The organism is Thalassospira sp. B30-1 (genome assembly GCF_015767575.1).
GTDB classification, from domain to species: domain Bacteria; phylum Pseudomonadota; class Alphaproteobacteria; order Rhodospirillales; family Thalassospiraceae; genus Thalassospira; species Thalassospira xiamenensis.
In genome coordinates this window covers 1,073,101-1,097,251 of the sequence record NZ_CP065232.1, presented here as the reverse complement: position 1 = coordinate 1,097,251, position 24,151 = coordinate 1,073,101, and the positions used below count along the sequence as shown (strand labels likewise).

The window sequence follows — 24,151 nt, the reverse complement described above, 5'->3', positions numbered from 1 at the left end:
CCATTACATTTCATTTGGGATGGAATGAAAAAATGTCTACGGTTTCGAACAAAATTTACTGATTTCTTTCGGTAAGATCATGATCTGAAACGACAATCCCGGAAAGATCGCCGCCCAACAATTGCAATTTATCAACAAAACATCATTGGATCGTATTTTTTACTATTTCGTGTTCACGGAGTTTGTTAGCGTCATTGGCAAATCAACAATCACAATCAGGGAAGCCCCCATGGCATTGCATTTTGAACGCGCCGAACTGTCGGCCCGCCGCGCAAAAACGGTTGCACGTCTTGAAGCCGCCGGTCTTGATGGCCTGCTGATGTTCCGCCAGGAAAGCATGTTCTATCTGACGGGGTATGACACGTTCGGTTATGTCTTTTTCCAGTGCCTGTATCTGGGGGCTGACGGCCGCATTGCCCTTATTACCCGCGCACCGGACTTGCGTCAGGCACAACATACATCCGACATCGAAGATATCCGTATCTGGGTCGATGGCCCGGATGTGAACCCTGCATTGCAACTGCGCGACATGCTGGCAGAGTTTGGCTGTGGCGGCAAAAAACTTGGCGTTGAATACGATGCCTATGGGTTGACCGCCGCCAATGGCAAAAAGCTTGATGCAGCACTTGACGGTTTCTGCACGCTTACCGACGCATCCCGTCTGGTATCGGAACTGCGCGTTGTCAAAAGCCCGGCGGAACTCGATTATATCCGCACCGCCGCCAGTCTTGCCGATGACGCATGGGATGCCGCCCTTGAAACCGTCCATGCAGGTGCGTTTGAAGGCGACATACTGGCCGCCATGCAGGGCGCTATTTTCAAAGGGGGCGGGGATTATCCCGGCAATGAATTCATTATCGGTGCCGGACGCGATGCACTGCTTTGCCGTTACTTCACCGGGCGCAAACATCTGGCTGACACGGATCAGATCACGCTGGAATGGGCAGGAGCCTATCGGCATTATCATGCTGCGATGATGCGCACCATCCCAATCGGCAAGGCAACATCGCGCCACGTTGAAATGCACAAGGTCGCAACGGATGCCATGGTCGCCTGCCGCGATGCGCTTAAACCCGGCGAACCAATCGGCAAGGTATTCGATGCCTATGCCAGGGTTTGCGATGCAGGCGGCATGAAAGCCCACCGTCTAAACGCGTGCGGTTATTCAATGGGGACGACCTTTGCCCCGAACTGGATGGACTGGCCGATGTTTTATCATGGCAATCCGGTGATCGCCGAACCGGGCATGGTTTACTTCCTGCATATGATCCTGATGGACAGCGAAAGCGGCATCGCCATGTGCCCCGGCCATTCGGTGATTGTTACCGAAACCGGCAACGAAGCCATATCACGTCATCAACTCGACCTGGTCACGCGCTGATATACAAAGCAGTTTTCCACAAAAGGCCTGCTCGAATATGAAGCGGGCCTTTTCGTGTATTGCAGCTATCAGTCCTGCAATGCCTTGCGCATGGCATCTGCCGTGTCTTCGGCAAGACGATCCAGTTTGGCAATCCGATCATGGATCGCCCCATCAAAGTCGCCTTCATAAAGTTCCAACTGGCGGGCATCGACCGCCAGCTTTTCTGCCGCAAGGTTTGCCGCCATTCCCTTGATCGTGTGTGCCGCACGGCGAAGGCTTTCGCGGTCACCATCGGCAATTGCTGCGATGATCTTTTCGCGTTCTTCCTGATAGGACGCCGGCAGCAGGTCAATCAGGCTGGCCATCTGATCTGCACCCAAGGCACGACTCATTTCCTCGAAACGTATTTTGTCGATCAGATTCATTTTGGTCTCTTTGGCAGATATGTTTGCTTTAGCCGGCTCGGGCACGGGTTTTGTGTCTCCCGTTGCGTTATCACTGTTAACCGTTCGCGCCGGACTATCTACGGGCAAGGCGTCGGGCAGGTTCACTTCCATATCGGCATCTTTAACCTGCAAACCGGATGTTACAGAATACCCGCCGCCACGGTTTCTCAGGAAGCGTAACAGAACACCGTAAAGCCTGCGTTCTTCGACAGGCTTAGTCATAACCTCGTCCATGCCCGCCGCCAGAAAATCACGATGGCGATCACTGAATGCTTCGGCCGTTACACAAATGATCGGAACACGTCCACCTCTGGTGACACGTTCCAGTTCACGGATATGGCGGGTCGCCCCCTCACCATCCAGAACCGGCATATGGGCATCCATCAGGATCGCATCATAGTCATTCTGCTGGAAGGCATGCACGGCCTGGCGACCATTGGGGACGATATCGACAACCAATCCATATCGCAGCAACAGGCCCCGGATCACGTTGGCATTAATCTCGTTATCCTCGGCAACAAGAATGCGACTACCCGAAAGAACACTGTCACCTCTGCTCTCGGCAATCTGGCCGCCCCCATGCTCATGCCGTTCCGATCGGCGGGCTTCAAACGGCAGCCACACATCAAATCGCGTTCCCTTGCCCTCGGTACTATCGACCTTCATGAAGCCGCCCATCAATTCCGTCAGACTGCGTGCAATCGAAAGACCAAGCCCCGTTCCACCATATTGCCGCATGGTGGAATTGTCGGCCTGGCTAAAGGGGGAAAATATCTGTTCCTGACGATCCCGCGGAATTCCGATGCCGGTATCGATAACGGCAAAATGGTAAACTTCCTCATCCGCAATCAGGTCGCGCACCCGTTCCGGTACATTTTCCTCCCGGGTGACTTCCAACCTTACCGATCCCTTCCGGGTGAATTTCACTGCATTTGACAACAGGTTCCACAGTATCTGGCGAAACCGGACTTCATCACCGGTAAACACCCTTGTTGCCAACGGCGCATCATCACAATGCAGGGAAAGGTTCTTTTCGCGTGCCATGTCGGCAATCGCACGAAACAGATCATAGGTAATGTCGGATGGGTGAAAGGGGCGTTTTTCCAACTCGACCCGACCGGCCTCGATCTTGCTCATATCAAGGATATCGTTCAAAAGCGCCATCAGCGCCCGCCCGGATGACAAGATCGCACTGACCCGTTCCTTTTGCGCATCGTCAAGCTGACTTTGCCGCAACAATTGCGCCATGCCCAGAATGCCATTTAACGGCGTTCTGATTTCGTGGCTCATGGTCGCCAGAAATTCGCTTTTGGCCGAACTTGCCTGAAATGACTGTCGATAATGGCTGCGCAATTCCAGCAACATGAAAGCCAGGGCAAAACTGTAACTGATCAGGCGCGATGGAATGATGAAGCGCGCGACAATATCGGCGTGTTCCGGACCGAATACGAAAAATGCCAGATGATTGAAGCAGCCAATCAGCAGCGTGAAACAGATCAGGCTTTCGGAAAGGGAAAACCGGTAATGGCACCGCACCAGATACCCCGCCGCCCCGGCAAAAATCATGATTGTCGTCGGAAACAGGATAAGCGTGCTGATATTTTGCAATGCCCCGCTGACATCGCTTGAAACACCGGGCATGACCCAGACCAGAAATGCCTGAACCGCGACACCGGCGATGATCAGCCCGGGCACCATTGCCCACACCTGATCAGTACCCTGACGGCTTTCATGACGGTTTGCGACATGCCAGCTCATGACAACCAGCCAGAAAGAGCCCAGTCGTAACACAAGAACCAGAAGGCCGGTAAAGGAACCAAGTGCCTGTTCCTGCCCCAACACGCTGCGGGCCGCAAGAAGGTTGGGAATACCCAAAAGGTCGCTGATCAGCAGCACCCCCATCGCGGCCGCCAAATAGAAAATCTGCTTGCGCTTGGTGATGTCGAACAGGATCCAGCCAATGCACATCGACAGCAGCGCGATGAATTCCACGACCACCAGAACCGAAACGGTAATGCCCGACACCAGATCGTCATCAAGCGACGAGAAAAGCAGAAACACAGGAGCGATGGCACAGAAGGCAAGAAATACGACACCAGGAAGGCTCAGCATTTTTGGCATATTGGCATCGACCCCGGTTCTGGTCTTTTTGACCGTTGTTAGCGTGCCATTCCGGCATCTGGAACGCGATGCAGGGCTTTTGTCATGCCCAACCTGACAGTTCGGCATTAATGCTGTTTGCCCATCGCAGGGTATCGTCGTCCATCGATTGCATATGCCGGTATTTCGCAAATTGCTGCACGATCAGTTCAAGCCGTTCATGAAACGCCGGTGGCTGGTCCAGATCAAGCAGACGATCCGCCAGGGGATCAAATGCTGCATTCTGAAATTCAAGCGACAGACTGATCCTTGGTTCGGTGGCAAAGGCACTGGCGCGCCCACCCCAATGATACAAGTCCTGCCGCCAGCCCATCACGGTCCCCGGTCTCGCGGGTAGTGCCCGAACATCTTGCAAAACAACATCTTCCGGTTTAGCAACAGGGCAAGGATAACACTTTTCAAATGAACGCGGCAATACGTACATACAGCCGTTGTCGGGGCTTGCAACGCCCAGTGGCACCCAAAGTGACAGGCTGATCAGCATGTCATCGCCAATAACACTTTCCCCCTGATAATCGCGATGCGGCGGCCACCCGCGCCCGCCCTGCCCCGGATCGACGTGCCATGCCCAGAAATGCGGAAGCAGCTTTACCCGATCCCCCAGAAAATGGGTCAGCAACGGGCGAAGCCGCATGAAAATCTGCCATGCCTCGTCATACAGATAGATCATCGCTGGCGGCAAACCGTTGACCACCAATGTTTCAATCCCGGTGCGCAATTGCGCCAGACTTTCAACAGGCAACAGATCATCAATCAGGAAATATCCATCCTGCCAGAACCGGTCGGAATGCGCCGAACCGTCAAATCCGCCCTTGTCATAACCGACCGACGGCACATCACAGATCCCCGCACCGGCGGCGGAAATTGTCAGTTGCGGGTTGATCGAAAGCCAACTTTCACGTTGGCAGGCCTGAAACGCAGTCATCATGTCGGAAAATCCAATGCAGGGTCTGGCGGACGATACGAAGTCACCTGCTGCCGCGCAAGTCCGACTTGCGCCCGATCCTGTCACGCGTTACGCAGATAGCATTCTGTTTCACCGCTCTGTATCCCCATTTCGGGCCAAAGGCACATTCATGATCCTGCAATCCCCATCCCATGGTGGCGCTATCGATGCGGCGGCCGAAAAATACGGCATTGCCGCACCGGACTGGCTTGATCTGTCGACGGGGATCAATGCAACCGCCTGGCCAATCGCAGCGATTGATGCCATCCATTGGCAACGATTGCCGCTGGCAAGTGAACTGGACGCCCTGAAACAGGCCGCAGCGGACTATTACGGCATTTCACATCCCAACCAGATTGCCTGTGCGCCGGGAACGCAGGCATTGATCCAGACCATTCCCTTCTGGTTTGCCGATCAGGGCAGAACCGCAACCGTTCACATTATCGGCCCGACATATGCCGAACATGCACTGGGCTGGAAACGTGCGGGGTTCAGAACGGAAACCGTCACAACAACACCGGAAAACCGGGTATCGAACATGGCCGATATCCTGCAATCCCCTGGTGGCCGCGATGACATTGTCATTCTGGTTAATCCGAACAATCCCGATGGCGGCCTGATAGACCAGACCACCCTGACAGAACTTGCCGAAATGGCAACAGAACATGGCAAATGGCTTCTGATTGACGAGGCCTTTATGGATTGCAGCCCGGAATACAGCATTTGCAGACAATGCCATAAATTCGAACACATGATTGTCCTGCGTTCATTTGGCAAGTTTTTCGGCCTTGCAGGATTACGTCTTGGATGTGCCGTCATGCCCCCGGAACTGGCCGCTGATCTAACCGACCGGATCGGTCCATGGGCTATCGCGGGTCCGGCACTAACCATCGCGCGGGCGGCATTTGAAGATCGGGTATGGCAAACCGATATGCGCCAACAGTTGTCGATTGATGCAAACCGCCTTGATAATCTGATTGCCAGCCTGACCGATCTGGAACGGATCGGCGGCACCATACTGTTTCGGCTATATCACGGCAAGAATGCCGCAAAGCTTGCGCACCATCTGGGCACGCAGGGCATTCTGGTCCGGTTGTTTGATGATCATGCTGACCGTGTCCGGTTTGGTCTGCCGGGCACGGAAAAGGACTGGATCAGGCTGGAAAAGGCGCTGGCGGGCCTTTAAAAGCTGCCTTGTCTATTTCGCCCCGTTTTCTTCCCACGCCTGTTTCTTGCGATAAATCGTCGATGGACTGACGCCCAGGGCATCCGCTGCACGCGGGATCGATCCACCGCATCGCACAATTGCTTCTTCAATCGCCTGCTTTTCCACCAGCCAAAGCGGCTTGATCCCGGCATAGCTGCTGTCTATCGGCAAACCGGTTGGCATCGGTGCAATGCCAAACCGGCCATTCGCGCCAATCATGGCAGGGGCCATATCCATATGCTTTGGTTCCACCCCGTCGCGCAGGTTGCGCGCACCGGCCAAAAAGGCCAACGCATCCGGGTCCCCTTCCCAAAATCGACCGGCATCCTCCAACCCGTTTGAGACGACCGGATGAGGCGGAGGTGCTTCGATGGATTCCGACCCAAAACGTTCGTCGTCCGTGCCGCTGTTAACCGGTCGGGGCACCATCGACATGGTGACTTCGGTGCCATTATTCAGAACGACAATGTTGCGGATGATGTTCTGAAGCTGACGAATGTTGCCCGGCCAGGCATAGCGCGCAAACAGGGCGGCGACATCGGGGCTGAAGCGTTGAAAATCGCGCCCTTCTTCTCGGGTAAAGCGTTGCAGATAGAAATTGGCGATCTGCAGGATATCGTCATCGCGATCACGTAAGGGCGGCATGTGAAGCGGAATCACATGAAGACGGTAATACAGATCTTCTCGGAAACGCCCGGCACGCACTTCTTCAAGCGGATCACGGTTTGTTGCACAAACAAACCTTACATCCACGCTTTCAATCGAACTGCCACCGACTTTCTGGAATGTACCAGTCTGAATGAACCTTAAAAGCTTGGTCTGCAGATCCAGATCCATCTCGCATATTTCATCCAGAAAAAGGGTCCCGCCATCGGCCCGGTGTGCGGCCCCTTCGCGGTCGATTACGGCACCGGTGAACGCGCCTTTGACGTGACCGAAAATCTCGCTTTCCATCAGGTCTTTGGGGATCGCACCACAGTTTAGAGGAATAAACGGCTCGTTAACCCGCTCGGACCGACGGTGAATGGCTTCTGCCGCAAGTTCCTTACCGGTCCCTGACTCACCAGTAATGAAAACCGTTGCCCGACTGGGGGCCGCATTTTCAATGATACGATAGATATCATGCATCGTGTCCGACGCGCCGATGATGTCAAAATACATCTCGTCGACGGTATCGACGCCATCAGATTTTTGGACCGCATGACTGATCGCAGACCGGCCTTCCAAGGCATCACTGACCGTGATCCGAAGCTTGTCGGCGGTAAAAGGCTTCAGAAGAAAATCCCAAGCCCCGTCACGCATCGCCTCGACCGCGACATTGACCGAACCGTGGGCGGTAATCACAACCACCTTGCATTCCGGTGCGGCCTGATGGGCGGCGCGCAGAACATCACGCCCATCCATGTCCGGCAGGATAAGATCAAGAACCAGAACGTCAGGCGGATCATTTCGCAGTCTTTGAATAGCATCACGACCAGTGACGACATGCTCGACCTTGTGGCCATCCGCGCGCAAGTAGTCCTGATACACCCGCGCAAGCGACAGCGTGTCTTCGACAACGATAATGCGTGCCTGTTCTGGCATTTTGCCGTTCACGTCCCGATCTATTCATCTACCGGAACCATACCGATAGTGACATTACATGCACAACTGCTAACCTCTAGTCAGCTGATTCGTTATCTCATAGAAATCAGCTTTTGGTTAAAAAAGGCATAGTTTCAGTAACATTGCTCGCATCCGGGAGTATCACGGCTTGAATTACACCACCGAAAAATCCGGCGACACGATCAAGGTCGAACTGAATGGCCGATTTACATTTGGGGACCATTCCAGTTTTCGCAAACTGATCGAAGAAATCCGCAGTCAGGAAGCCGAAACACAAATCCTTGACCTTTCCGGGGTCGAGTTCATCGACTCAGCCGGGCTCGGCATGCTGCTGCTCGCCCGTGACGAAGGTGAGAAGTCGCGTGCAACGGTCATTCTCAAAGGCGCGCAGGGACAGGTAAAACGCATGCTCGAAGTTGCCCGCTTCGATACCCTGTTCAAGCTGGAAGACTGACACATGCCGACAACCGGCGAGGCCAACCCGCGCCCTCTTGTTGCGGTTGCCGAACCGCTTGACCAAGCCCGCGCGGCAAAGGTTATGGGGGGGCAGCATATTTTCGGTGATGGCGCAGGCGCGAATGCGGAACTTTTCTTTGGCCGAAGCCCTGAAGATTTTGAACACCGCAACCGATATCAATTATGCCTGATACCGTCCGAAACCGGTCGGGAATGGCTTGGCGCGCTGGTGCGCCTCAACTGCAATTATTTTGTCGAATGCTATGACGGGCTTGATCTGGGTGATCTTGGACCGTTGCGAACCGCCAAACGGGGCGCGAATTGGGACCTTCTGGTCTGCATGTCGACGCAAAGTGCCTATCAACTGCCAATGGCACGAAAATTCGTCACCGCCCTTCGCCACCGCGGCATCATTCACGATACCATCGCGCCGACGGTCGAAATGGCCGTTCAGGAAGCGTTTGCAAATTCGATGCTTCACGGCAACCTGGAAATGAATACGACAGGCCATCTGTCGATGGACCGCTTCAACGAATTGGGCGAGGAAACGGCGCGCCGCCTGGCATCCCCGATCCATGGTGGCCGTGCGATCATGCTGACGGCGAAAAAACGGCGCAATGGCAATGTCGAAATTTCGATCCATGATCAGGGCAGAGGTTTTGTCCCGCCCGATGAGACACCGCTTCCCAAATTACCCGGCGCTGAATCCACCTTTGGCCGTGGCCTGCCATTGATCCGAAGCCTTTGCCACGATGTCACCTTTGATCGTGGCGGGCGGACAATCCGGCTGACTTTTGCCCCCGATGCATCGGCAGCCTTGCCGCTTAATACCAATTTCGTCGCGGGTCTCGAGGCCGCCGAACGGGCCGCCGGGGAAGGAGACCTTCGCAACCCGCGTGATGCGATGATCCTGATTGCCGATGACACCATGATATCGCGTGAAATCATCGCGTCGTATTTGCGTTCGGACGGTTTTACCAATCTGGTTTTCGCCAAGGACGGCGAAGATGCACTGGCACTGGCACAGGCGCAAAAGCATAATCCCGACCTGATCATCCTTGATATAATCATGCCCAAAATGGATGGTTACGAGGTATGTAAGACCCTGCGTGCCGACCCGCTATTTGCCGAAACCCCGATCATTGCCCAGACCGCGCTTGAAGAAAACGAAGGCCGCACGCGGATTTTCGAGGACGGAGCGACCGACCTTATTTTAAAGCCGCTAAACAAGGCGGAAATGATCGCGCGTACGCGTATCCATCTTGAAAATCGTCTGCTGGTCAAACAGTTGCAGGCCTATCAGGAACGTACGCAGTCCGAACTGGAAATGGCGCGTGACATGCAGGAAATGCTGATCCCCAAGGCGGAACAATATCGGGGGACCGGCCTTGAATATGGCATGACCATCAGTGCCAGCTTCCAGATGTCATCTGAACTTGGCGGTGACATGTGGGGACTGGCCCCGATTGATGATGACCGGCTGGGTGTTTACATCGTTGACTTTGCCGGTCACGGACTTGGTGCCGCACTCAATACATTCCGCCTTCATTCCCTGATCTGGTCAGATGACCAGCATGATGATGATCCGGGTGTCTATCTGGAATCTCTTAACCGCCACCTCAAGGGTCTGCTCCCGGTCGGCCAATACGCCACGATGCTGTATGGTGTTATCAATCGAACCGCCGAAACATTCCGCTACGCCAGTGCGGCCTGCACCTCGCCAGTTCTGGGTAACATCAAAACCGGTGAAACCACGTTTCTTGATGGCTCAGGTGTGCCGCTTGGCGTTATCCGCGATGCCAGATATGAAACCCGCGAAATACCCTTCGGGATCGATAATTTCCTGCTGCTTTACAGCGATGCGTTGATCGAAACCGTTCTTGATGATGGGGCTTTTCTTGAAGGTGAACGGCTTTTGAAAATGGTTCAGGACATAATTTCCGAAACCGGCGGCATGACCGACCTGGCATCCCACCTTGCCGATCAATTCATGGATCGCGCACCGGTCAAGCTGCATGACGACTTCACCGTCGTATCATTACAGCCCAATGCCCTTACCCGGTCAGGAAAATAAAATCAGGCACAATCAGCTAATTCAAAAACCATGGCTGGGGCGGTGAAAGTTCCCGTTCCGGCATATTATCCTGCAAATCCCATATATGGGTGGTATCGGTCGCAACCTTTGACGCAGAAGATCTGCTTTCCTGAATGCGGCTTGTGATCACGGATCGTATCAATGCCGCAAGCCCCTTGCGTGCGCCCGCGTGATCCGGATCTCTCGACAGGACCGCACCCAATTGATCGAATGCCTTCATGCGGTCGCAGCAAGAGACAAGATCGGCGGCCACCACGCGCAACTCGCGGGCATCAGGCCGCAGGCTGATTGCGATTTCCAGATGTTCAAGCGCGATGTCGCGTGATCCGTTCTGCAAATAGGTCCGGGTCAATCCCAGATGCGTTGCCGGATCAAGATCATCCAGCAACAAGGCCCGTCCAAACGCATCAAGCGCAAGACTGCCAAGCCCCATATCCAGCAGAACATGCCCCATTACCCGTAATCGGGCGGGTTGGTCAGGCAGTGTGTCGATCAGATTGCGAAGACGGGTGCGAATTTCAGGCGCCAGATCAATGCCGTCAATCGTGACAGCGGCTATCTGGGATGAAATGTGCGTCTGGCCTGACATCTGTCCGAAGCCCTGTTCCCGTCTAAGATGGCGAATCGTAACGACTCGCCTGAATCCTTGCAATAGCCAATAAAAACAACGAGTCGTTTCAATTGCTTAGATCGGCCGCAAAATCGGTATCCGGTGCAGTCCGGCGCGCGACGCGGGCATATGCCACTATCTGCCATGCCGGATGACCAGAAGAATACCCTGATTGGGTTGCGGGAAGATTAACCGGGAAACCGACATCAATAGGGCAAAGATGCAGCCGGTTTTGCCCTATTTGCGATCACCCGCTTCATGATGGGAACGTTATGATTTTGCGTCGGCCTGTCGGACGTCCGATGGGGTTTCTGTCCGATCCCGATCTGCCACATTGGGCAAGGCATCCCAATCAATGCTGGCCGATGGCCGGGCAAAGAAATATCCCTGTGCGAGACGCCCGCCAAGACGCAGGACCTGGTCGCGCTGTTCGGGTGTTTCTATCCCTTCGATCACGCAATCGGTGCCCAGATTGTCGCACATGTCGATCACGGTTTTGACAATCCGCTGGCTGCGTTCGCTGGTAACAATCGGTTCGATAAAACTGCGATCAACCTTGAGGCAGTCAAATTCCAGTTCATGAACATAGCGCAGGCTGGAATATCCGATCCCGAAATCATCCAGCGCAACCTTTGCACCATGGCGACGCAGATAGCGAATGCTGGCACGGGCCGACACAAAATCCCGCAGCAAAGCCGTTTCCGTCACTTCAAATGTCAAACGTCCCGAATCAATTCCAAAGAATTTGATCTGGTCAATCAGCCAGTGCGCCATGTCGGGCAGAACAATATCGCGGGCCGACAGGTTAAACGACAGCGGGACATCCTGCGGCCAGGTAATCATGGATTTCAGGGCCTTCTGAAACAGGACTGCCGACAAAGTTCCGACCTGTCCGGTTTTTTCGGCCACCGGGAAAAACATTTCCGGCGAAACCCGCCCCATTTTGTCATTGTCCCACCGCGCCAAAACCTCGACCGAATGCAGTTTGCCGCTGCGCAAATCAAAAACCGGCTGATAGTGGATCGACAATTCTCTTTCCAGATCGGCCTTGCGCAACGCCTGTTCAATCTGACTGTCATGACGGATCAGGGTTTCATGATGGGCGGCAAACAGAACCGGATGACCGGGCATGTTTTTCTTGGCGTAATAAAGCGCGAAATCGGCGCGCTCGAACAGGGCATTGGGTTCGCGTGCCACCGCCGGATAAGTCGCAAAACCAAGCGATGCGGAAAGCTGTACCGTACCCCCGCCAACTTCGAATGGATCGTTTAACGTTCCGCACAACTCCCGTCCGATGCGGATCAGTTCAGTTGCATCCGTGACACCGTCAAGGATCACACCGAATTCATCACCACCCAACCGCGCCAACAGGACATCCGGCCCCAGAATCTCGCGCAGGCGGGCGCTGGCTTTGACCAGCACATCATCACCAGCCGGATGGCCATGCACGTCATTGACCGGCTTGAACCCGTCCAGATCAATCATCGCAATCGCAAAACGCCCGCTGTCCTTTGCACGCGCCACCGCTTCGTCAAGATGGGAAAAGAATGCACGCCGGTTGGAAAGCCCGGTCAACGCATCAAGAAAGGCCAGTTCGCGGTTCTGGTTGGAAAGCTCGATGGTTTTAGCGTGCTGAATTTCCAAATCGATTTGGGATTCCACCAGTCCGGAAAACGCCGCGTAATAGCTTCGGATGATCTGGACGATCATCAACGACACCATCGCCATATTGGCCGCAATCGCGACATAGACCTCGTTCCCGGTGGTCCCGAAATGCAGAATGAAAGATCCCAGAACGATGATGACGACCAAAAGGGCTGCTGGGGGAAAATGCAGAAGGCAAAAGATACAACCGACCACGGTGATCGAGATGAAATAGGCGACATGCCCCTGCTGATAGGCGTCCCCATAGCCAAACATCTTGATTGCCCATGCGGTGAAGACAACGCTGATCACGACGGCCAGAATGCGGATACGGCGCAAATGCAGCACCGCACTGGCAAAATCATTTGCCGTATCACGCAATCGCATCCACGCAAGTCCGCGGATCAGACACACAATCCCCAGAACGGCTGGAATATAAACCGTCATCCAGTCAGGTGCGGTTCCGTAATGCGTGAAAGCCAGCGCGACCGCATTGGCAAAAAGAAGGATGTATAGCAGCGGGATTTGACGGGAAAGGGCCTTGACCTGTGCGCAAACCAGTTCGGGTTGATCTTCCCGAACGCGGAACGTCCCGACAATGTTCCGGCACAAATCCTTTAACGCCACACCGATGCGCTTTCCCCGTGGTTTTCTTACTACAGGAAAACCTTATACGAAAATCCGCTGCAAATGCAGCCCTTTCAGTGCGACCTTAAACAATCGGACGATTTTGCCGCGATTTCCCTGAAAACTTTTATCCTTTGCTGCCGGGTTTCGACTTTTTGCGCCTGGCTTTGGCAGCCTTTGCCGATGCCACACGATGCGCCGCGCCAAGGGCCATATGGACAAATTCGCTATCGTCCGATGCCATTCAGGATTTCCCCCTCGACGCCTTCGGAAATCAGGTAATCGCGCAATGTCCGCCCTGGTGTCGGGCGAAAATGATCGCTGGTGATCTGCATGTTCTTGATGCGATCTGCGCGAAAAACGCGGAAGGCCTGGCGCAGCTCGCACCAGCTTGCCAACAGCCAGATGGTGCCAAAAAACAGCATCCCCAGCGGCCAGACCCGCCGGTTGGTGTCATCCCCCTTGGCATCGGTGTAATCGATATTGATCAGATGCCGTTCACGGATGGCACGACGCAAATCGGGCATCGAAATTGCAATCGGGGCCTGAGCAATTTCGGCAATCGCAATCGGCACCCCGCCAATAAGGCCCCGCATTTTTTCCGGCAAGACCGCCTCGATCTTGGTCAGGGCATCGCCCGCGGCACGCGCCATCTGCGGATCGGTCCAGCTTTGCACCATGCGGGCGGCGACCACCAGTGCCTCGATCTCGTCAGCGTCAAACATCAATGGCGGCAGGTCATATCCATCGCGCAGGATATACCCCACACCCGCCTCGCCTTCGACCGGAACACCGGACGCGGCAAGATCGCGAATATCGCGGTAAATCGTGCGTTCGGAAACTTCCAGTTCCTCGGCAAGTTCGCGCGCCCGGCACAGTTTGCGACGGCGTAAAATCTGCACAAGACGGAAAAGTCGGTCGGCCCTTCTCATGTTCGCTCCTTTCTCAGCATGACCGAGAATTTATCATAACGCTCCTGACAGGCTCCTGTCAGGAGGCATGTGCAAACATGACAATTATCGGGAACAGGGTTTCAACATTCGTCAGGAACAAACCAATGAAAATCACCAGCGCCTTTCCGATTATTGTCACCGAGAAACTGACAGAAAGCCGCTCATTCTACGAAAAACTGGGCTTTGTCGCTGTCTTTGCCGGCGACTGGTACATTCAGCTTGTCTGGCCGGACTGCATGGAAGTGCAGATCGGACTGATGCAGCCAGACCACCCGACCCAGCCGCCTCTGTTTCAGGGTCGCACAATGGGCGAAGGCAGTATCTTTGGAATCAGCGTCGACAACGCCAAATCCGCCGCCGAAGAACTTCGCGCCAAGGGTTTTGAATTCGCCCTTGAACTCCGCGATGAACCATGGGGCCAACGTCATTTCACCCTGCTTGACCCCAATGGAGTAAGGATCGATATCGCCAGTCAGGAAGCGGAAATGAGTGATGAATATGCCAAGGATTTCCTGATGCCGGTCGAAAGCATCCCGGCCTAATCCCCTTCGCGTCACCACCAATCGATGTTTTTGCCACAAACATCAAAAGCGGGATGATGCAGTCATTGCATCATCCCGTTGTCTTGACAAAATTATCAATCGCGGCGACCACACCGGCAATATTGCCTTCCTGTGTGTGGCCCGACTTCTTGCGTGGTTCAAAATCATGATTGCCGTCAGAAACCCAGTGCACGGCCACCGCATCCGAAAGACCATAACCCGCCACTTCGTCCGGGCTACCAAACGGATCGCGCGTTCCGTGGCAGATCAGGGTTGGTGTTTTCGTTTTCTGTAAATGCGCAGTCCGCAGGTTTTCGGGCTTTCCCGGCGGATGGAAGGGATAACCAAGGCAGACAACACCGCGCACGCCAAGATCATCTGCGGCCATACTGGCAATCCGTCCGCCCATTGATTTGCCACCGATCACAAGATTTTCAGGTGTGCCAAGCTGTTCCACAACCTTTTGATAAGTTTCAATCAGAACCGGGGCCCTATCCGGCCCACGCTTTTTCCCGTCCACCCGGCGTTTCGCCATATAGGGAAATTCAAACCGCGCCACGCGATAACCACACCCGGCAAGTCCCAAGGCCATTTCATTCATGAACGGGCTGTCCATCGGTGCCCCCGCCCCATGCGCAAGCACAATGGCCTGTCTGGCATCATCAGGCCCGTCAAAGACAAAATCGATGGTCATGACAATCGGGTTTCCCTGTTCCTGTGGCGATCAAAAACATAAGCCATCGCGATTGATCGGGCCAAGTCCCAATCCCCTGCCTGTCCGCTGTTTCCCGGCTATTCATCCGAAGAACTCGCCATATCAGGATGTTTCGGTTTATCATGGCACTCCCCAAAGCAGTGCGCCAGCCCAAACGGCGTCACCATCTGCCCCGATCCGATAGCTTGCCCCAATCAGGTGCCCCATGCCCAAAGACCAAATCCTACTGGATCCGGCGCGTACCGCCCTTGTCATGATCGACCTACAGAATGGCATTCTGGCCCAGTCCCTGCATCCGCGAAGCGGTGATGCGGTGCTCGAAAATGCCCGCAATCTGATCGCCAAATTCCGTTCGGCCAACGCCCCCATCGTTCTGGTCCGCGTGTACTGGTCTTCTGATATGGCCGATGCGCCGCAACAAGTGGTCGATCTGCCATCCCTCCCACCGAAATGCCCGCCCGAAGATTGGGGCTCCCTTGTTGATGACCTGGTACAACCCGGCGATATCGTCATTACCAAACATCAATGGGGCGCGTTTTACGGCACTGATCTTGATTTGCAGCTTCGCCGTCGCGGCATCGACACCATCATTGTTGGCGGTGTCGTCACCAATTTCGGCGTTGAGTCGACCGCACGTTGCGCCTGGGAACACGGCTATAACGTCGTGATTGCCGAAGATACCACCGCCACCAAATCGGTTGAAATGCACCAGTTTTCAATCACCGAAATCCTGCCACGCATTGCGCGCATCCGCCAATCAACCGAACTGACCTTTGCCGCCCAATAATCATCGCAGCCCCAAACAAAGGCTTCCCCGTGCCAGATACCTCGCCCCACGCGCCCAAGCCCCCAAAATCCGAACCACCCTCAGATCGGGAAAAGCTCGGTAAAATGCCCCATCTGCTGCAATGGGGATTGCTGATCGGTATTTCGCTTGTCCTATCCGTGATCCTGCATGATGCCGATATCCCTGCCGCCCTTTTGCTCGGCCCGATGATTGTCGGTATTGCCATGGGCACCAATGGCGCCACCATTGCCATGCCAAAGCCGATCTATCTTGGCGCGCAATCCGTGCTTGGCTGCATGGTTGGCGGGTCGATGACCGCCGGGATCATCACATCCTTCATGCATGACTGGCCGCTGGTTCTGGGCGTTACGGCACTGACATTGATCGCCAGCAGCTTTCTGGGTTGGGTTCTTTGCATCAAGCAGGTTCTGCCGGGGACGGCAGGCATTTGGGGATCATCACCGGGTGCCGCCTCCGCCATGGTCATCATGGCCGAGGCCTTTGGCGCCGACGCCAGGCTTGTGGCTTTCATGCAATATGTCCGGGTGGTGATTGTGGTTGCCGTGGCGTCAAGTGTTGCCAATTTCTGGGTCGATCCAGCACTTGCCGCGGCCAATCCGCATCAATGGTTTAGCCCGTTTGATATCGGCGATTTCGGCAGCACATTGGCAATTGCCGTCATCCTCTGCATTGTCGGGGCAAAGTCACGTTTGCCATCGGGGCCGCTTCTGGTGCCGATGATCGTCGTGATGGTGCTAAGCATCACCGGTATGGTCGATATCGTCCTGCCAGAATGGTTTCTTGGTCTGACTTATGCCGTGATCGGCTGGATGATCGGATTGAAATTCACCCCTGCGGTTTTGCGCCACGCGGCCTATGCCCTGCCGAAAATCCTGATTTCGATTTTCGTTCTGATTGCGTTCTGTGCCGGGATTTCGGTTTTGCTGGTGATCTTCATGGATGTCGATCCGCTGACCGCCTATCTCGCCACCAGCCCTGGCGGCCTTGATTCGGTTGCCATCATCGCGGCCAGCACCAATGTCGATCTGTCCTTCATTCTGGTGTTACAGGCAACGCGCTTTTTCATGGTGCTGCTGTTTGGTCCGCCCCTGGCCCGCATGGTGGCAAAACGCACCGCACAATTCCCGGATCGGATTGTATAAAAGCGTTGCAGACACCTGCGAACGGGCAAAACCCGTTGGCGGTGCCTGCAAATCGACAAGCCCGCAACGGGTTAACGCAGAACCCTGCGAAAAACACCCGATGCGACCATCACCCCGAAAATTACCAATCCCACAGCAATCGCCAGCGCAAGATTGCCTTCCTCGCCAAGCAGGAACACACCACCGAGCGCGGTCAATGCCGGGGTCATCGCGCCAAAGGCTGATGCACCGGTCGATCCGATGTGACGCACCGCAAGCCCATAGGTGACCACCGCAACGCATCCCGCCAGCAATCCCTGTGTCACAAGCAACAGCAACACATCATCCATCGGCGCATCGGGGATATGGCTTCCGGTAAACAGCGCCACCACCGCCATAATCACAAACGACCAGAACCCGACAAATGCCGCCGCTTCCAGCGCGCCAAGGCCGCTTTGGCGCATTGCATGGGTATAACACGCCCACATAAATGCCCCCGCCGATACAAGCCCATACCCATAAAGGATCGTGTCGCCGGTCGAATGACCGGGTTTAAGTACCGCCAGAAGGACGATACCGGTAATCACCGTGGCATAACCCGCCAGTCGGACCCAGCCCGGACGTTCGCCAAACATCACAACCGCGATCAGAACCGCCCAGACCGCCATCACACCGGGCAGCAAAATGCCCACATGGCTCGCCGGAACATATTGCAGGGCACTGGCGACCAGAAGCGTATAAAACGCCCCCGATCCCACCAGCATAATCAGGCCATTGGCAATCGAAAGCCCCTTGGGCCAGATACCGCGTTTAAGCCAGATCGGGGCCAGCAACACAAACGGCACGACAAAGCGCAAAAGCCCGATATCGACCGCGGTAAAATCCGATGTCATGGCATAGCGCGTGACAATCAGCCACGCAGCCCAGATCGTCACCGTCGCCAGGGCCGATGTCACACCGACCAGACGGCTTTCCGTTGCCGACGAAACAGCAACAGCAGAAGTTCGAGACATATCAGCATTCCCGCTAAAGGGTTGATTTTGCAAAAATCAGACCATGCACCACGGATCATGGCAAGAATTTTGACTGTGGGTCAGCTATGCATAACCGACCGGAAACGAAAACAGGGCAGCACGGATTGCCCGCACTGCCCTGTTTCAAATCATCAATCCCGAAATCAGATACCAAATTCGGCAAAGAAGTCATTGCCCTTGTCATCAATCACGATGAAGGCCGGGAAATCTTCGACCTCAATCTTCCAGACGGCTTCCATGCCCAGTTCCGGGTATTCAAGGACTTCGACCTTCTTGATGCAATCCTGCGCAAGGCGCGCGGCCGGGCCACCGATGGAACCAAGATAGAACCCGCCGTGGTTTTTGCAGGCATCCTTGACCTGTTTCGAACGGTTGCCTTTGGCAAGCATGACGAACGACCCGCCTGCGGCCTGGAACTGTTCAACGTAGGCATCCATACGTCCCGCCGTGGTCGGGCCGAACGAACCGGACGGCATGCCTTCGGGGGTTTTGGCCGGTCCCGCATAATAGACCGGATGGTTTTTCATGTAATCGGGCATGCCTTCACCGGCATCAAGGCGTTCCTTGATTTTGGCATGGGCAATGTCACGCGCCACGATCACGGTTCCGGTCAATGCCAGACGCGTCTTGACCGCATACTGCGAAAGCTGTTTACGGATTTCATCCATCGGACGGTTCAGGTCAACCTTGACCACATTGTCATCAAGATGCTCGTCCGACACTTCCGGAAGATATTTTGCCGGGTTGTGTTCAAGGTCTTCGATGAAAATACCGTCCTTTGTGATCTTGCCCAGAACCTGACGGTCGGCAGAGCACGAAACACCAATCGCCACCGGGCAGCTTGCCCCGTGACGCGGCAGACGGACAACCCGCACGTCATGGCAGAAATACTTGCCGCCGAACTGTGCGCCAATGCCCATTTCGCGCGTCATCTCAAGGACCTTCTGTTCCCATTCAAGATCACGATAGGCCTGACCATGCACCCCGCCCTCGGTCGGCAGGTTATCGTAATAACGTGCCGATGCCATTTTAACGGTCTTGAGGGCCGCCTCGGCCGACGTCCCGCCAATCACGATGGCAAGGTGATAGGGCGGGCAGGCAGAGGTGCCAAGCGTTCTGATTTTCTCATCCAGGAACTTGCGCAGGCTTTCCGGGTTCAGAAGCGCCTTGGTCTGCTGATACAAAAACGTCTTGTTGGCCGAACCGCCGCCCTTTGCCATGAACATGAATTTGTATTCATCGCCCGGCGTCGCATACAGATCAATCTGCGCCGGAAGGTTCGAACCGGTGTTCTTTTCTTCGAACATATTGACCGGGGAAACTTGCGAATAACGCAGGTTATGTTCCAGATAGGCGCGCCAGATCCCCTTCGACAGGGCTTCTTCATCGTCACCATTGGTGATGACCTTGCCACCGCGCTTGCCCATGACAATCGCCGTACCGGTATCCTGGCACATTGGCAAAACGCCGCCCGATGCGATATTGGCGTTTTTCAATAAATCCATCGCAACGAACTTGTCGTTCGGCGTTGCTTCCGGATCATCAAGGATTTTACGTAACTGTTCGAGGTGACCCGGGCGCAGCAAATGCGAACAATCGAAAAACGCCTGAAGGGTCAGCTTTTCAATCGCCTCGGGTTCGACTTTCAAAAACGTCTCGCCATTGACTTCAACGGTTGAAACGCCTTCGTCGCCGATCTTGCGGTATGGGGTCGTGTCCTTCCCCTGCTCGAACATGGGTTTATAGACAAAATCACTCATGGGATAAGTTCTCGTCTCTCTCAAAAACAAGGTGGGTTTGTTTTAATTTGTGCCGTTCATAACGCCAAACGCGGTAAATTTCCACGATACGTTAGATGAACAGACTTCCGGCAATCGGCGGGAAACCGGACCGGGCATGCGGGAAAGAAAAAAGGGCGAGCCAAATGCCCGCCCCTTTGAAACTCATTTTTTCCGAAACGCATCAAGGGCGATGACTTCGCCGGTTTCACCCTGCTCCGCAGTTTTTTTCTTTTTGCGTTTGGCGGGTTCGGTCACCAGTTGCGGGGTTGCATCCTCGTCACCATCGACCAGATCGGCGTCAAGATCGTCATCTTCGTCGTAATCGAAATCATCGTCACCCATCTCTTCTTCGACGCTGAAGGTCAGCATGAAGTTGGCGGACGGATCGACAAAAGCCAGCATGGCATCATACGGGACAACCACCGTGGTTGGCATGCCATCAAAGCTCATGCCGACTGAAAAATGATCGTCTTCCGCTTTCAGGTCCCAGAACCGGTGCTGCAATACCACCGTGATATTGTCCGGGTGCGCCTTGCGCTGTCCTTCAGGCAAAGCAACACCGGGATGATTGGTCTGGAACGTGATGTAATAGTGATGCTCGCCGAAAAGGCCTTCTTCGGCCACGCGCGAAAGGATCTGCTTCACCACGCCGCGCAGCGCCTGATCGACCATAAGGTCGTAACGGAATTCTTCCGGTTCCTGCATCGATAATCCTGTGTCTGGCGGGTTCCCTGATGATTTCAGGATATGCCCGTCATTTATATATGGCACCTGATCGCGTCATTTGCAGATGACGCAATTGAATTGCTTCTATTCATAACGGAGAGGGGAAAAAATACAAGAGCGGGGCGTTCTGTTGCTAGGTGCCCCATCCCCCACCAGACTACCGCTCCCGGCAATCGGAATTTCGCTTTGGTGCTAGTACCGCTTAGGCGGCAACAGCAACCGGAGCATTGTTGTCGTTTGCGTTTACAAACATTAGCCCGATAACGGTGGTACCATGCCGAGCGCCAACAGAGGCTTTTACTACACACGTCGATCCTATTTCGGCCCCAACATCTTCGCCTGAGTCGGACGAAGTCAGATAGATGAAAGTTGGTGGAGCCGCCGGGTACCGCCCCCGGGTCCGTAATGTCTATTCTGCCAAGTCGTGTAACGCCATAGTCGGGTTGCCCCGACAGCCCCTATATAGGGCAAACGCCCCCCTTTTCACAAGGGGATTCGGGAAATCTTTTTTTGATTTTCGGCGGAACACTTTGTGATCGGGGCAAAGTACGATCTCCAATTTTCGCGAAATCACACGCGACGGAAGGTATCCGGATAATCGGTAACAAGCCCCACATCATCGATCTCAAGCTCTGCAGCGAAATTGCGAAACAGCCCCTCGTAGCGATAGAGACGATCAGGGACCAGACAAGTGTAACGTTGTCGCGCGCTACGTGGCAGGAAATCGCCCTCAATCTGGCTTGGAAGCGGTACGTAAGCCGCCAAAACATTACGCGCTTCTCCCTCAACCAGTTTCAATCGTTTGATCGGAAGCATGTTTGTCGCGGGGGTTATACCGATATCAACGTCAAAGCACCCCGACAAGGACGGCAGCTCTTGCTTCGCGATGCAATCAAACCATGTTCCCTTGCCATCTGAGGTCACATGCATGTTCTCCCCGCCGACATAGCTTACCTTCACTTCGCGTGTGGCAAACATCGCGTCAGTCATCACAAGGTAGGACCCGCCATAGTGGCCGTTACGCTTACCAATCACGACTCCTTCAAGCTTTATCCCATCCGGGCCAGACTGACAGACACAGTATTCAAGACCGTTTCCATCCCAATCAACCCACTGAACTGCTTCTCGCATGATCAACGCTCCGATGCGGCAAATACGTCCCCGATTCAGGCGGCCAAGTATACCCGCACTTGCCAATTTTGCGCGACGTATGCTGACAAGTATTGTCAGCAGGAAGCGTTTAGTAAAGCTGCGCCAAAGATGGGATAGCGCCGCTTGCCCGTATCCGCCGACCTGACTATGCTGCGACCAAAGCGATTCCAAAAATGCAGGGAACACCATGCAGCAATATCTCGATCTGATGCGACTGGTGCGCGATACTGGCGCACATAAGGAAGACCGCACCGGCACCGGCACGGTATCGGTCTTTGGGCACCAGATGCGGTTTGACCTGTCAAAGGGCTTTCCGATGGTCACCACCAAAAAGCTGCATCTGAAATCGATCATCCATGAATTGCTCTGGTTCCTGGCCGGTGACACCAATGTCAAATATCTTCAGGACAATGGTGTACGCATCTGGAACGAATGGGCCGATGAAAACGGTGAACTTGGCCCGGTTTATGGCGGCCAGTGGCGGTCATGGCGCGGGGCAACCGGCGAAACCATCGACCAGATCACCCAGTTGATCGACCAGATCAAAAACAATCCCGACAGCCGCCGCCTGATCGTTTCGGCATGGAATGTGGCCGATGTGCCCAACATGGCGCTGCCGCCCTGCCACTGCCTGTTCCAGTTCTATGTCGCGAATGGCAAACTGTCCTGCCAGCTTTATCAACGCAGTGCCGATATCTTTCTGGGCGTGCCGTTCAATATCGCATCCTATGCATTGCTGACCATGATGATCGCGCAGGTCTGCGATCTTGGTGTGGGTGATTTCGTCCATACTCTGGGCGATGCCCATCTTTACACCAACCATCTTGAACAGGTCGAATTGCAGCTGTCGCGTGAACCGCGCCCGTTGCCGACCATGAAAATCAATCCGGCGGTCAAATCGATCTTTGATTTCAAGTATGACGATTTCGAACTGACCGGCTATGACCCGCATCCGCATATCGCGGGCAAGGTGGCCATCTGATGCCCGCCAACAATAACGACCGGATCGAACGGGTTGCCGTGGTTGCCGCCGCCCAAAACGGTGCGATTGGCAAGGATGGCTGGATGCCCTGGCACCTGCCCGAGGACCTTAAACGGTTCAAGGCACTCACCCTTGGCAAACCGATGATCATGGGCCGCGTGACGTTCGAGGCAATTGGCAAACCGCTTCCCAAACGTACCACTATTGTGGTGACACGCGATACCGACTGGACGTTTGATCATGAAAATGTCCGGGTCTGCCATGACATCGAAAGTGCGATCAAACTGGCCGATCAGATCGCGGCCAGGGATGATGTCAACGAGGTCGTCATTGCCGGTGGGGCGCAGATTTACAAACTCGCCCTGCCTTACACCACGCGGTATGAATTGACCGAAGTCCATGATGATATTGATGGCGATGCGTTTCTTGATCCCCTGCCCGCCGAAAAATGGCAGGAAACCGCGCGTGCCACCATCAAAAATCCCGATGGACCGGATTACAGCTTTGTCACGTTAAATCGCCTTTTGGTGGCGGGCTGATCGGATAGCCTTCCTAAACCAAACAAAACAATTCCTGTTTTCGCATTTCAATTCTAAAGTTTTTTTATCGGTAGGGCATCAAACCGCCTGTCCGATAAAACCAAGAATGAAAGAGGACAGGTAAACATGTTTGAAGAATTCAAGAAGTTTGCCCTGCGCGGCAATGTTGTCGATCTGGCAATCGGTGTGATCATCGGGGCGGCATTCGGGCGGATTGTCACATCTCTTGTCGGGGACGTCATCATGCCGGTGATCGGTTATATTTCTGGCGGGCTCGATTTTTCCAACTATTTCATTGCCCTGTCGGACGCGGTAACCGCAACGAATTACGCCGATGCCAAGGCACAGGGTGCCGTGATCGGCTATGGCGCATTCATTACCATTGCGCTTAATTTCGCGATCATTGCCTGGGTCTTGTTCCTTGTCGTCAAGGCAATCAACAAGGCCAAGAAAAAAGAAGACGAAAAAGCCGGTGAAACGCCCCCGTCCGCAACGCCCGAAGATGTCGCCCTTCTGCGCGAAATCCGCGACCTGCTGGCAGAGCGCAAGGAACAATAGATATCGGGAATGTGCGCACTACCGGTTGTTTCTGACTTTGTCAGTTGATATCGCGCGCTCCCGCGCCTATTTTTGAATATG

Annotated in this window: 21 protein-coding genes and 1 other RNA gene; 10 read left to right on the top strand and 12 right to left on the bottom strand. The window is 54.6% G+C overall.

Features of this window, described 5'->3' with window-relative positions:
- The first annotated feature begins 229 nt into the window (after positions 1 to 229).
- Complete coding sequence (locus IT971_RS05045) at positions 230 to 1,381, top strand: Xaa-Pro peptidase family protein (RefSeq protein WP_063093578.1); 1,152 nt, start codon at positions 230 to 232, stop codon at positions 1,379 to 1,381.
- 68 nt (positions 1,382 to 1,449) lie between these two features.
- On the opposite strand, the gene IT971_RS05040 is transcribed toward IT971_RS05045, so the two are convergent.
- Together IT971_RS05040 and IT971_RS05035 are read right to left on the bottom strand one after the other, a co-directional pair.
- The gene (locus tag IT971_RS05040; RefSeq protein WP_063093503.1) at positions 1,450 to 4,038 is read right to left on the bottom strand and encodes an ATP-binding protein; all 2,589 of its coding nucleotides are present in this window, start codon (positions 4,036 to 4,038) and stop codon (positions 1,450 to 1,452) included.
- Entirely contained in the window at positions 4,013 to 4,897 is an 885-nt protein-coding gene (locus tag IT971_RS05035) for a phytanoyl-CoA dioxygenase family protein (protein ID WP_063093504.1), read from the bottom strand. Before IT971_RS05035 ends, IT971_RS05040 begins: the two co-directional genes overlap by 26 nt.
- 13 nt (positions 4,898 to 4,910) lie before the next feature.
- Here IT971_RS05035 and cobD point away from each other — a divergent pair, with 13 nt between their 5' ends.
- Positions 4,911 to 6,101, top strand: coding sequence for a threonine-phosphate decarboxylase CobD (gene cobD, locus IT971_RS05030; protein ID WP_158526685.1), 1,191 nt, complete (start codon positions 4,911 to 4,913; stop codon positions 6,099 to 6,101).
- Between the two features lie 12 nt (positions 6,102 to 6,113).
- On the opposite strand, the gene IT971_RS05025 is transcribed toward cobD, so the two are convergent.
- On the bottom strand, positions 6,114 to 7,706 hold the full coding sequence (locus IT971_RS05025; protein ID WP_063093579.1) for a sigma-54 dependent transcriptional regulator: 1,593 nt from the start codon (positions 7,704 to 7,706) through the stop codon (positions 6,114 to 6,116).
- Positions 7,707 to 7,875: 169 nt separating this feature from the next.
- Between IT971_RS05025 and IT971_RS05020 the strand changes: the two genes are divergently transcribed.
- Both IT971_RS05020 and IT971_RS05015 read left to right on the top strand, forming a co-directional pair.
- Positions 7,876 to 8,181: an STAS domain-containing protein gene (locus IT971_RS05020; protein WP_007090765.1), complete on the top strand. Its 306-nt coding sequence runs from the start codon at positions 7,876 to 7,878 to the stop codon at positions 8,179 to 8,181.
- Between the two features lie 3 nt (positions 8,182 to 8,184).
- Positions 8,185 to 10,257 carry a SpoIIE family protein phosphatase gene (locus IT971_RS05015; RefSeq protein ID WP_196871111.1) on the top strand — a complete coding sequence of 691 codons (2,073 nt, stop codon included), beginning with the start codon at positions 8,185 to 8,187 and terminating at the stop codon, positions 10,255 to 10,257.
- 16 nt (positions 10,258 to 10,273) lie between these two features.
- On the opposite strand, the gene IT971_RS05010 is transcribed toward IT971_RS05015, so the two are convergent.
- The 3 genes from IT971_RS05010 to IT971_RS05000 all read right to left on the bottom strand — a co-directional run bounded on the left by IT971_RS05010 (position 10,274) and on the right by IT971_RS05000 (position 14,091).
- The gene (locus tag IT971_RS05010; RefSeq protein ID WP_063093506.1) at positions 10,274 to 10,867 is read right to left on the bottom strand and encodes a lipopolysaccharide assembly protein LapB; all 594 of its coding nucleotides are present in this window, start codon (positions 10,865 to 10,867) and stop codon (positions 10,274 to 10,276) included.
- A gap of 291 nt (positions 10,868 to 11,158) precedes the next feature.
- Positions 11,159 to 13,159, bottom strand: coding sequence for a bifunctional diguanylate cyclase/phosphodiesterase (locus tag IT971_RS05005; RefSeq protein WP_063093507.1), 2,001 nt, complete (start codon positions 13,157 to 13,159; stop codon positions 11,159 to 11,161).
- Between the two features lie 227 nt (positions 13,160 to 13,386).
- Entirely contained in the window at positions 13,387 to 14,091 is a 705-nt protein-coding gene (locus tag IT971_RS05000; RefSeq protein WP_063093508.1) for a YafY family protein, read from the bottom strand.
- A 125-nt stretch (positions 14,092 to 14,216) separates the two neighbouring features.
- Here IT971_RS05000 and IT971_RS04995 point away from each other — a divergent pair, with 125 nt between their 5' ends.
- On the top strand, positions 14,217 to 14,654 hold the full coding sequence (locus tag IT971_RS04995) for a VOC family protein (RefSeq protein WP_063093509.1): 438 nt from the start codon (positions 14,217 to 14,219) through the stop codon (positions 14,652 to 14,654).
- A gap of 70 nt (positions 14,655 to 14,724) precedes the next feature.
- On the opposite strand, the gene IT971_RS04990 is transcribed toward IT971_RS04995, so the two are convergent.
- Positions 14,725 to 15,348, bottom strand: a complete 624-nt coding sequence (locus IT971_RS04990) for an alpha/beta family hydrolase (RefSeq protein WP_063093510.1) — start codon at positions 15,346 to 15,348, stop codon at positions 14,725 to 14,727.
- Positions 15,349 to 15,574: 226 nt separating this feature from the next.
- Between IT971_RS04990 and IT971_RS04985 the strand changes: the two genes are divergently transcribed.
- Together IT971_RS04985 and IT971_RS04980 are read left to right on the top strand one after the other, a co-directional pair.
- The gene (locus IT971_RS04985) at positions 15,575 to 16,156 is read left to right on the top strand and encodes a hydrolase (protein WP_063093511.1); all 582 of its coding nucleotides are present in this window, start codon (positions 15,575 to 15,577) and stop codon (positions 16,154 to 16,156) included.
- A gap of 104 nt (positions 16,157 to 16,260) precedes the next feature.
- The gene (locus tag IT971_RS04980) at positions 16,261 to 17,319 is read left to right on the top strand and encodes an AbrB family transcriptional regulator (protein ID WP_063093512.1); all 1,059 of its coding nucleotides are present in this window, start codon (positions 16,261 to 16,263) and stop codon (positions 17,317 to 17,319) included.
- A 71-nt stretch (positions 17,320 to 17,390) separates the two neighbouring features.
- Here the strand turns inward: IT971_RS04980 and IT971_RS04975 are convergent, their stop codons facing one another.
- The 5 genes from IT971_RS04975 to IT971_RS04955 all read right to left on the bottom strand — a co-directional run bounded on the left by IT971_RS04975 (position 17,391) and on the right by IT971_RS04955 (position 21,970).
- The gene (locus IT971_RS04975; protein ID WP_063093513.1) at positions 17,391 to 18,311 is read right to left on the bottom strand and encodes a DMT family transporter; all 921 of its coding nucleotides are present in this window, start codon (positions 18,309 to 18,311) and stop codon (positions 17,391 to 17,393) included.
- Positions 18,312 to 18,475: 164 nt separating this feature from the next.
- A complete protein-coding gene (locus tag IT971_RS04970) occupies positions 18,476 to 20,092 on the bottom strand; it encodes a fumarate hydratase (protein ID WP_063093514.1) in 1,617 nt (538 codons plus the stop codon).
- A 183-nt stretch (positions 20,093 to 20,275) separates the two neighbouring features.
- On the bottom strand, positions 20,276 to 20,818 hold the full coding sequence (locus IT971_RS04965; RefSeq protein WP_063093515.1) for an SspB family protein: 543 nt from the start codon (positions 20,816 to 20,818) through the stop codon (positions 20,276 to 20,278).
- Positions 20,819 to 20,955: 137 nt separating this feature from the next.
- Positions 20,956 to 21,331: a transfer-messenger RNA gene (gene ssrA / locus IT971_RS04960) on the bottom strand.
- 78 nt (positions 21,332 to 21,409) lie between these two features.
- Positions 21,410 to 21,970 carry a putative glycolipid-binding domain-containing protein gene (locus tag IT971_RS04955; RefSeq protein WP_063093580.1) on the bottom strand — a complete coding sequence of 187 codons (561 nt, stop codon included), beginning with the start codon at positions 21,968 to 21,970 and terminating at the stop codon, positions 21,410 to 21,412.
- A 208-nt stretch (positions 21,971 to 22,178) separates the two neighbouring features.
- On the opposite strand from IT971_RS04955, the gene IT971_RS04950 reads away from it, so the two are divergent.
- The 3 genes from IT971_RS04950 to mscL all read left to right on the top strand — a co-directional run bounded on the left by IT971_RS04950 (position 22,179) and on the right by mscL (position 24,070).
- Complete coding sequence (locus IT971_RS04950) at positions 22,179 to 22,973, top strand: thymidylate synthase (RefSeq protein ID WP_037992321.1); 795 nt, start codon at positions 22,179 to 22,181, stop codon at positions 22,971 to 22,973.
- Positions 22,973 to 23,512: a dihydrofolate reductase gene (locus IT971_RS04945; protein ID WP_063093516.1), complete on the top strand. Its 540-nt coding sequence runs from the start codon at positions 22,973 to 22,975 to the stop codon at positions 23,510 to 23,512. The genes IT971_RS04950 and IT971_RS04945 overlap by 1 nt, the downstream gene beginning before the upstream one ends.
- A 126-nt stretch (positions 23,513 to 23,638) precedes the next feature.
- Positions 23,639 to 24,070: a large conductance mechanosensitive channel protein MscL gene (mscL, locus tag IT971_RS04940; RefSeq protein ID WP_037992318.1), complete on the top strand. Its 432-nt coding sequence runs from the start codon at positions 23,639 to 23,641 to the stop codon at positions 24,068 to 24,070.
- Positions 24,071 to 24,151 lie beyond the last annotated feature (81 nt).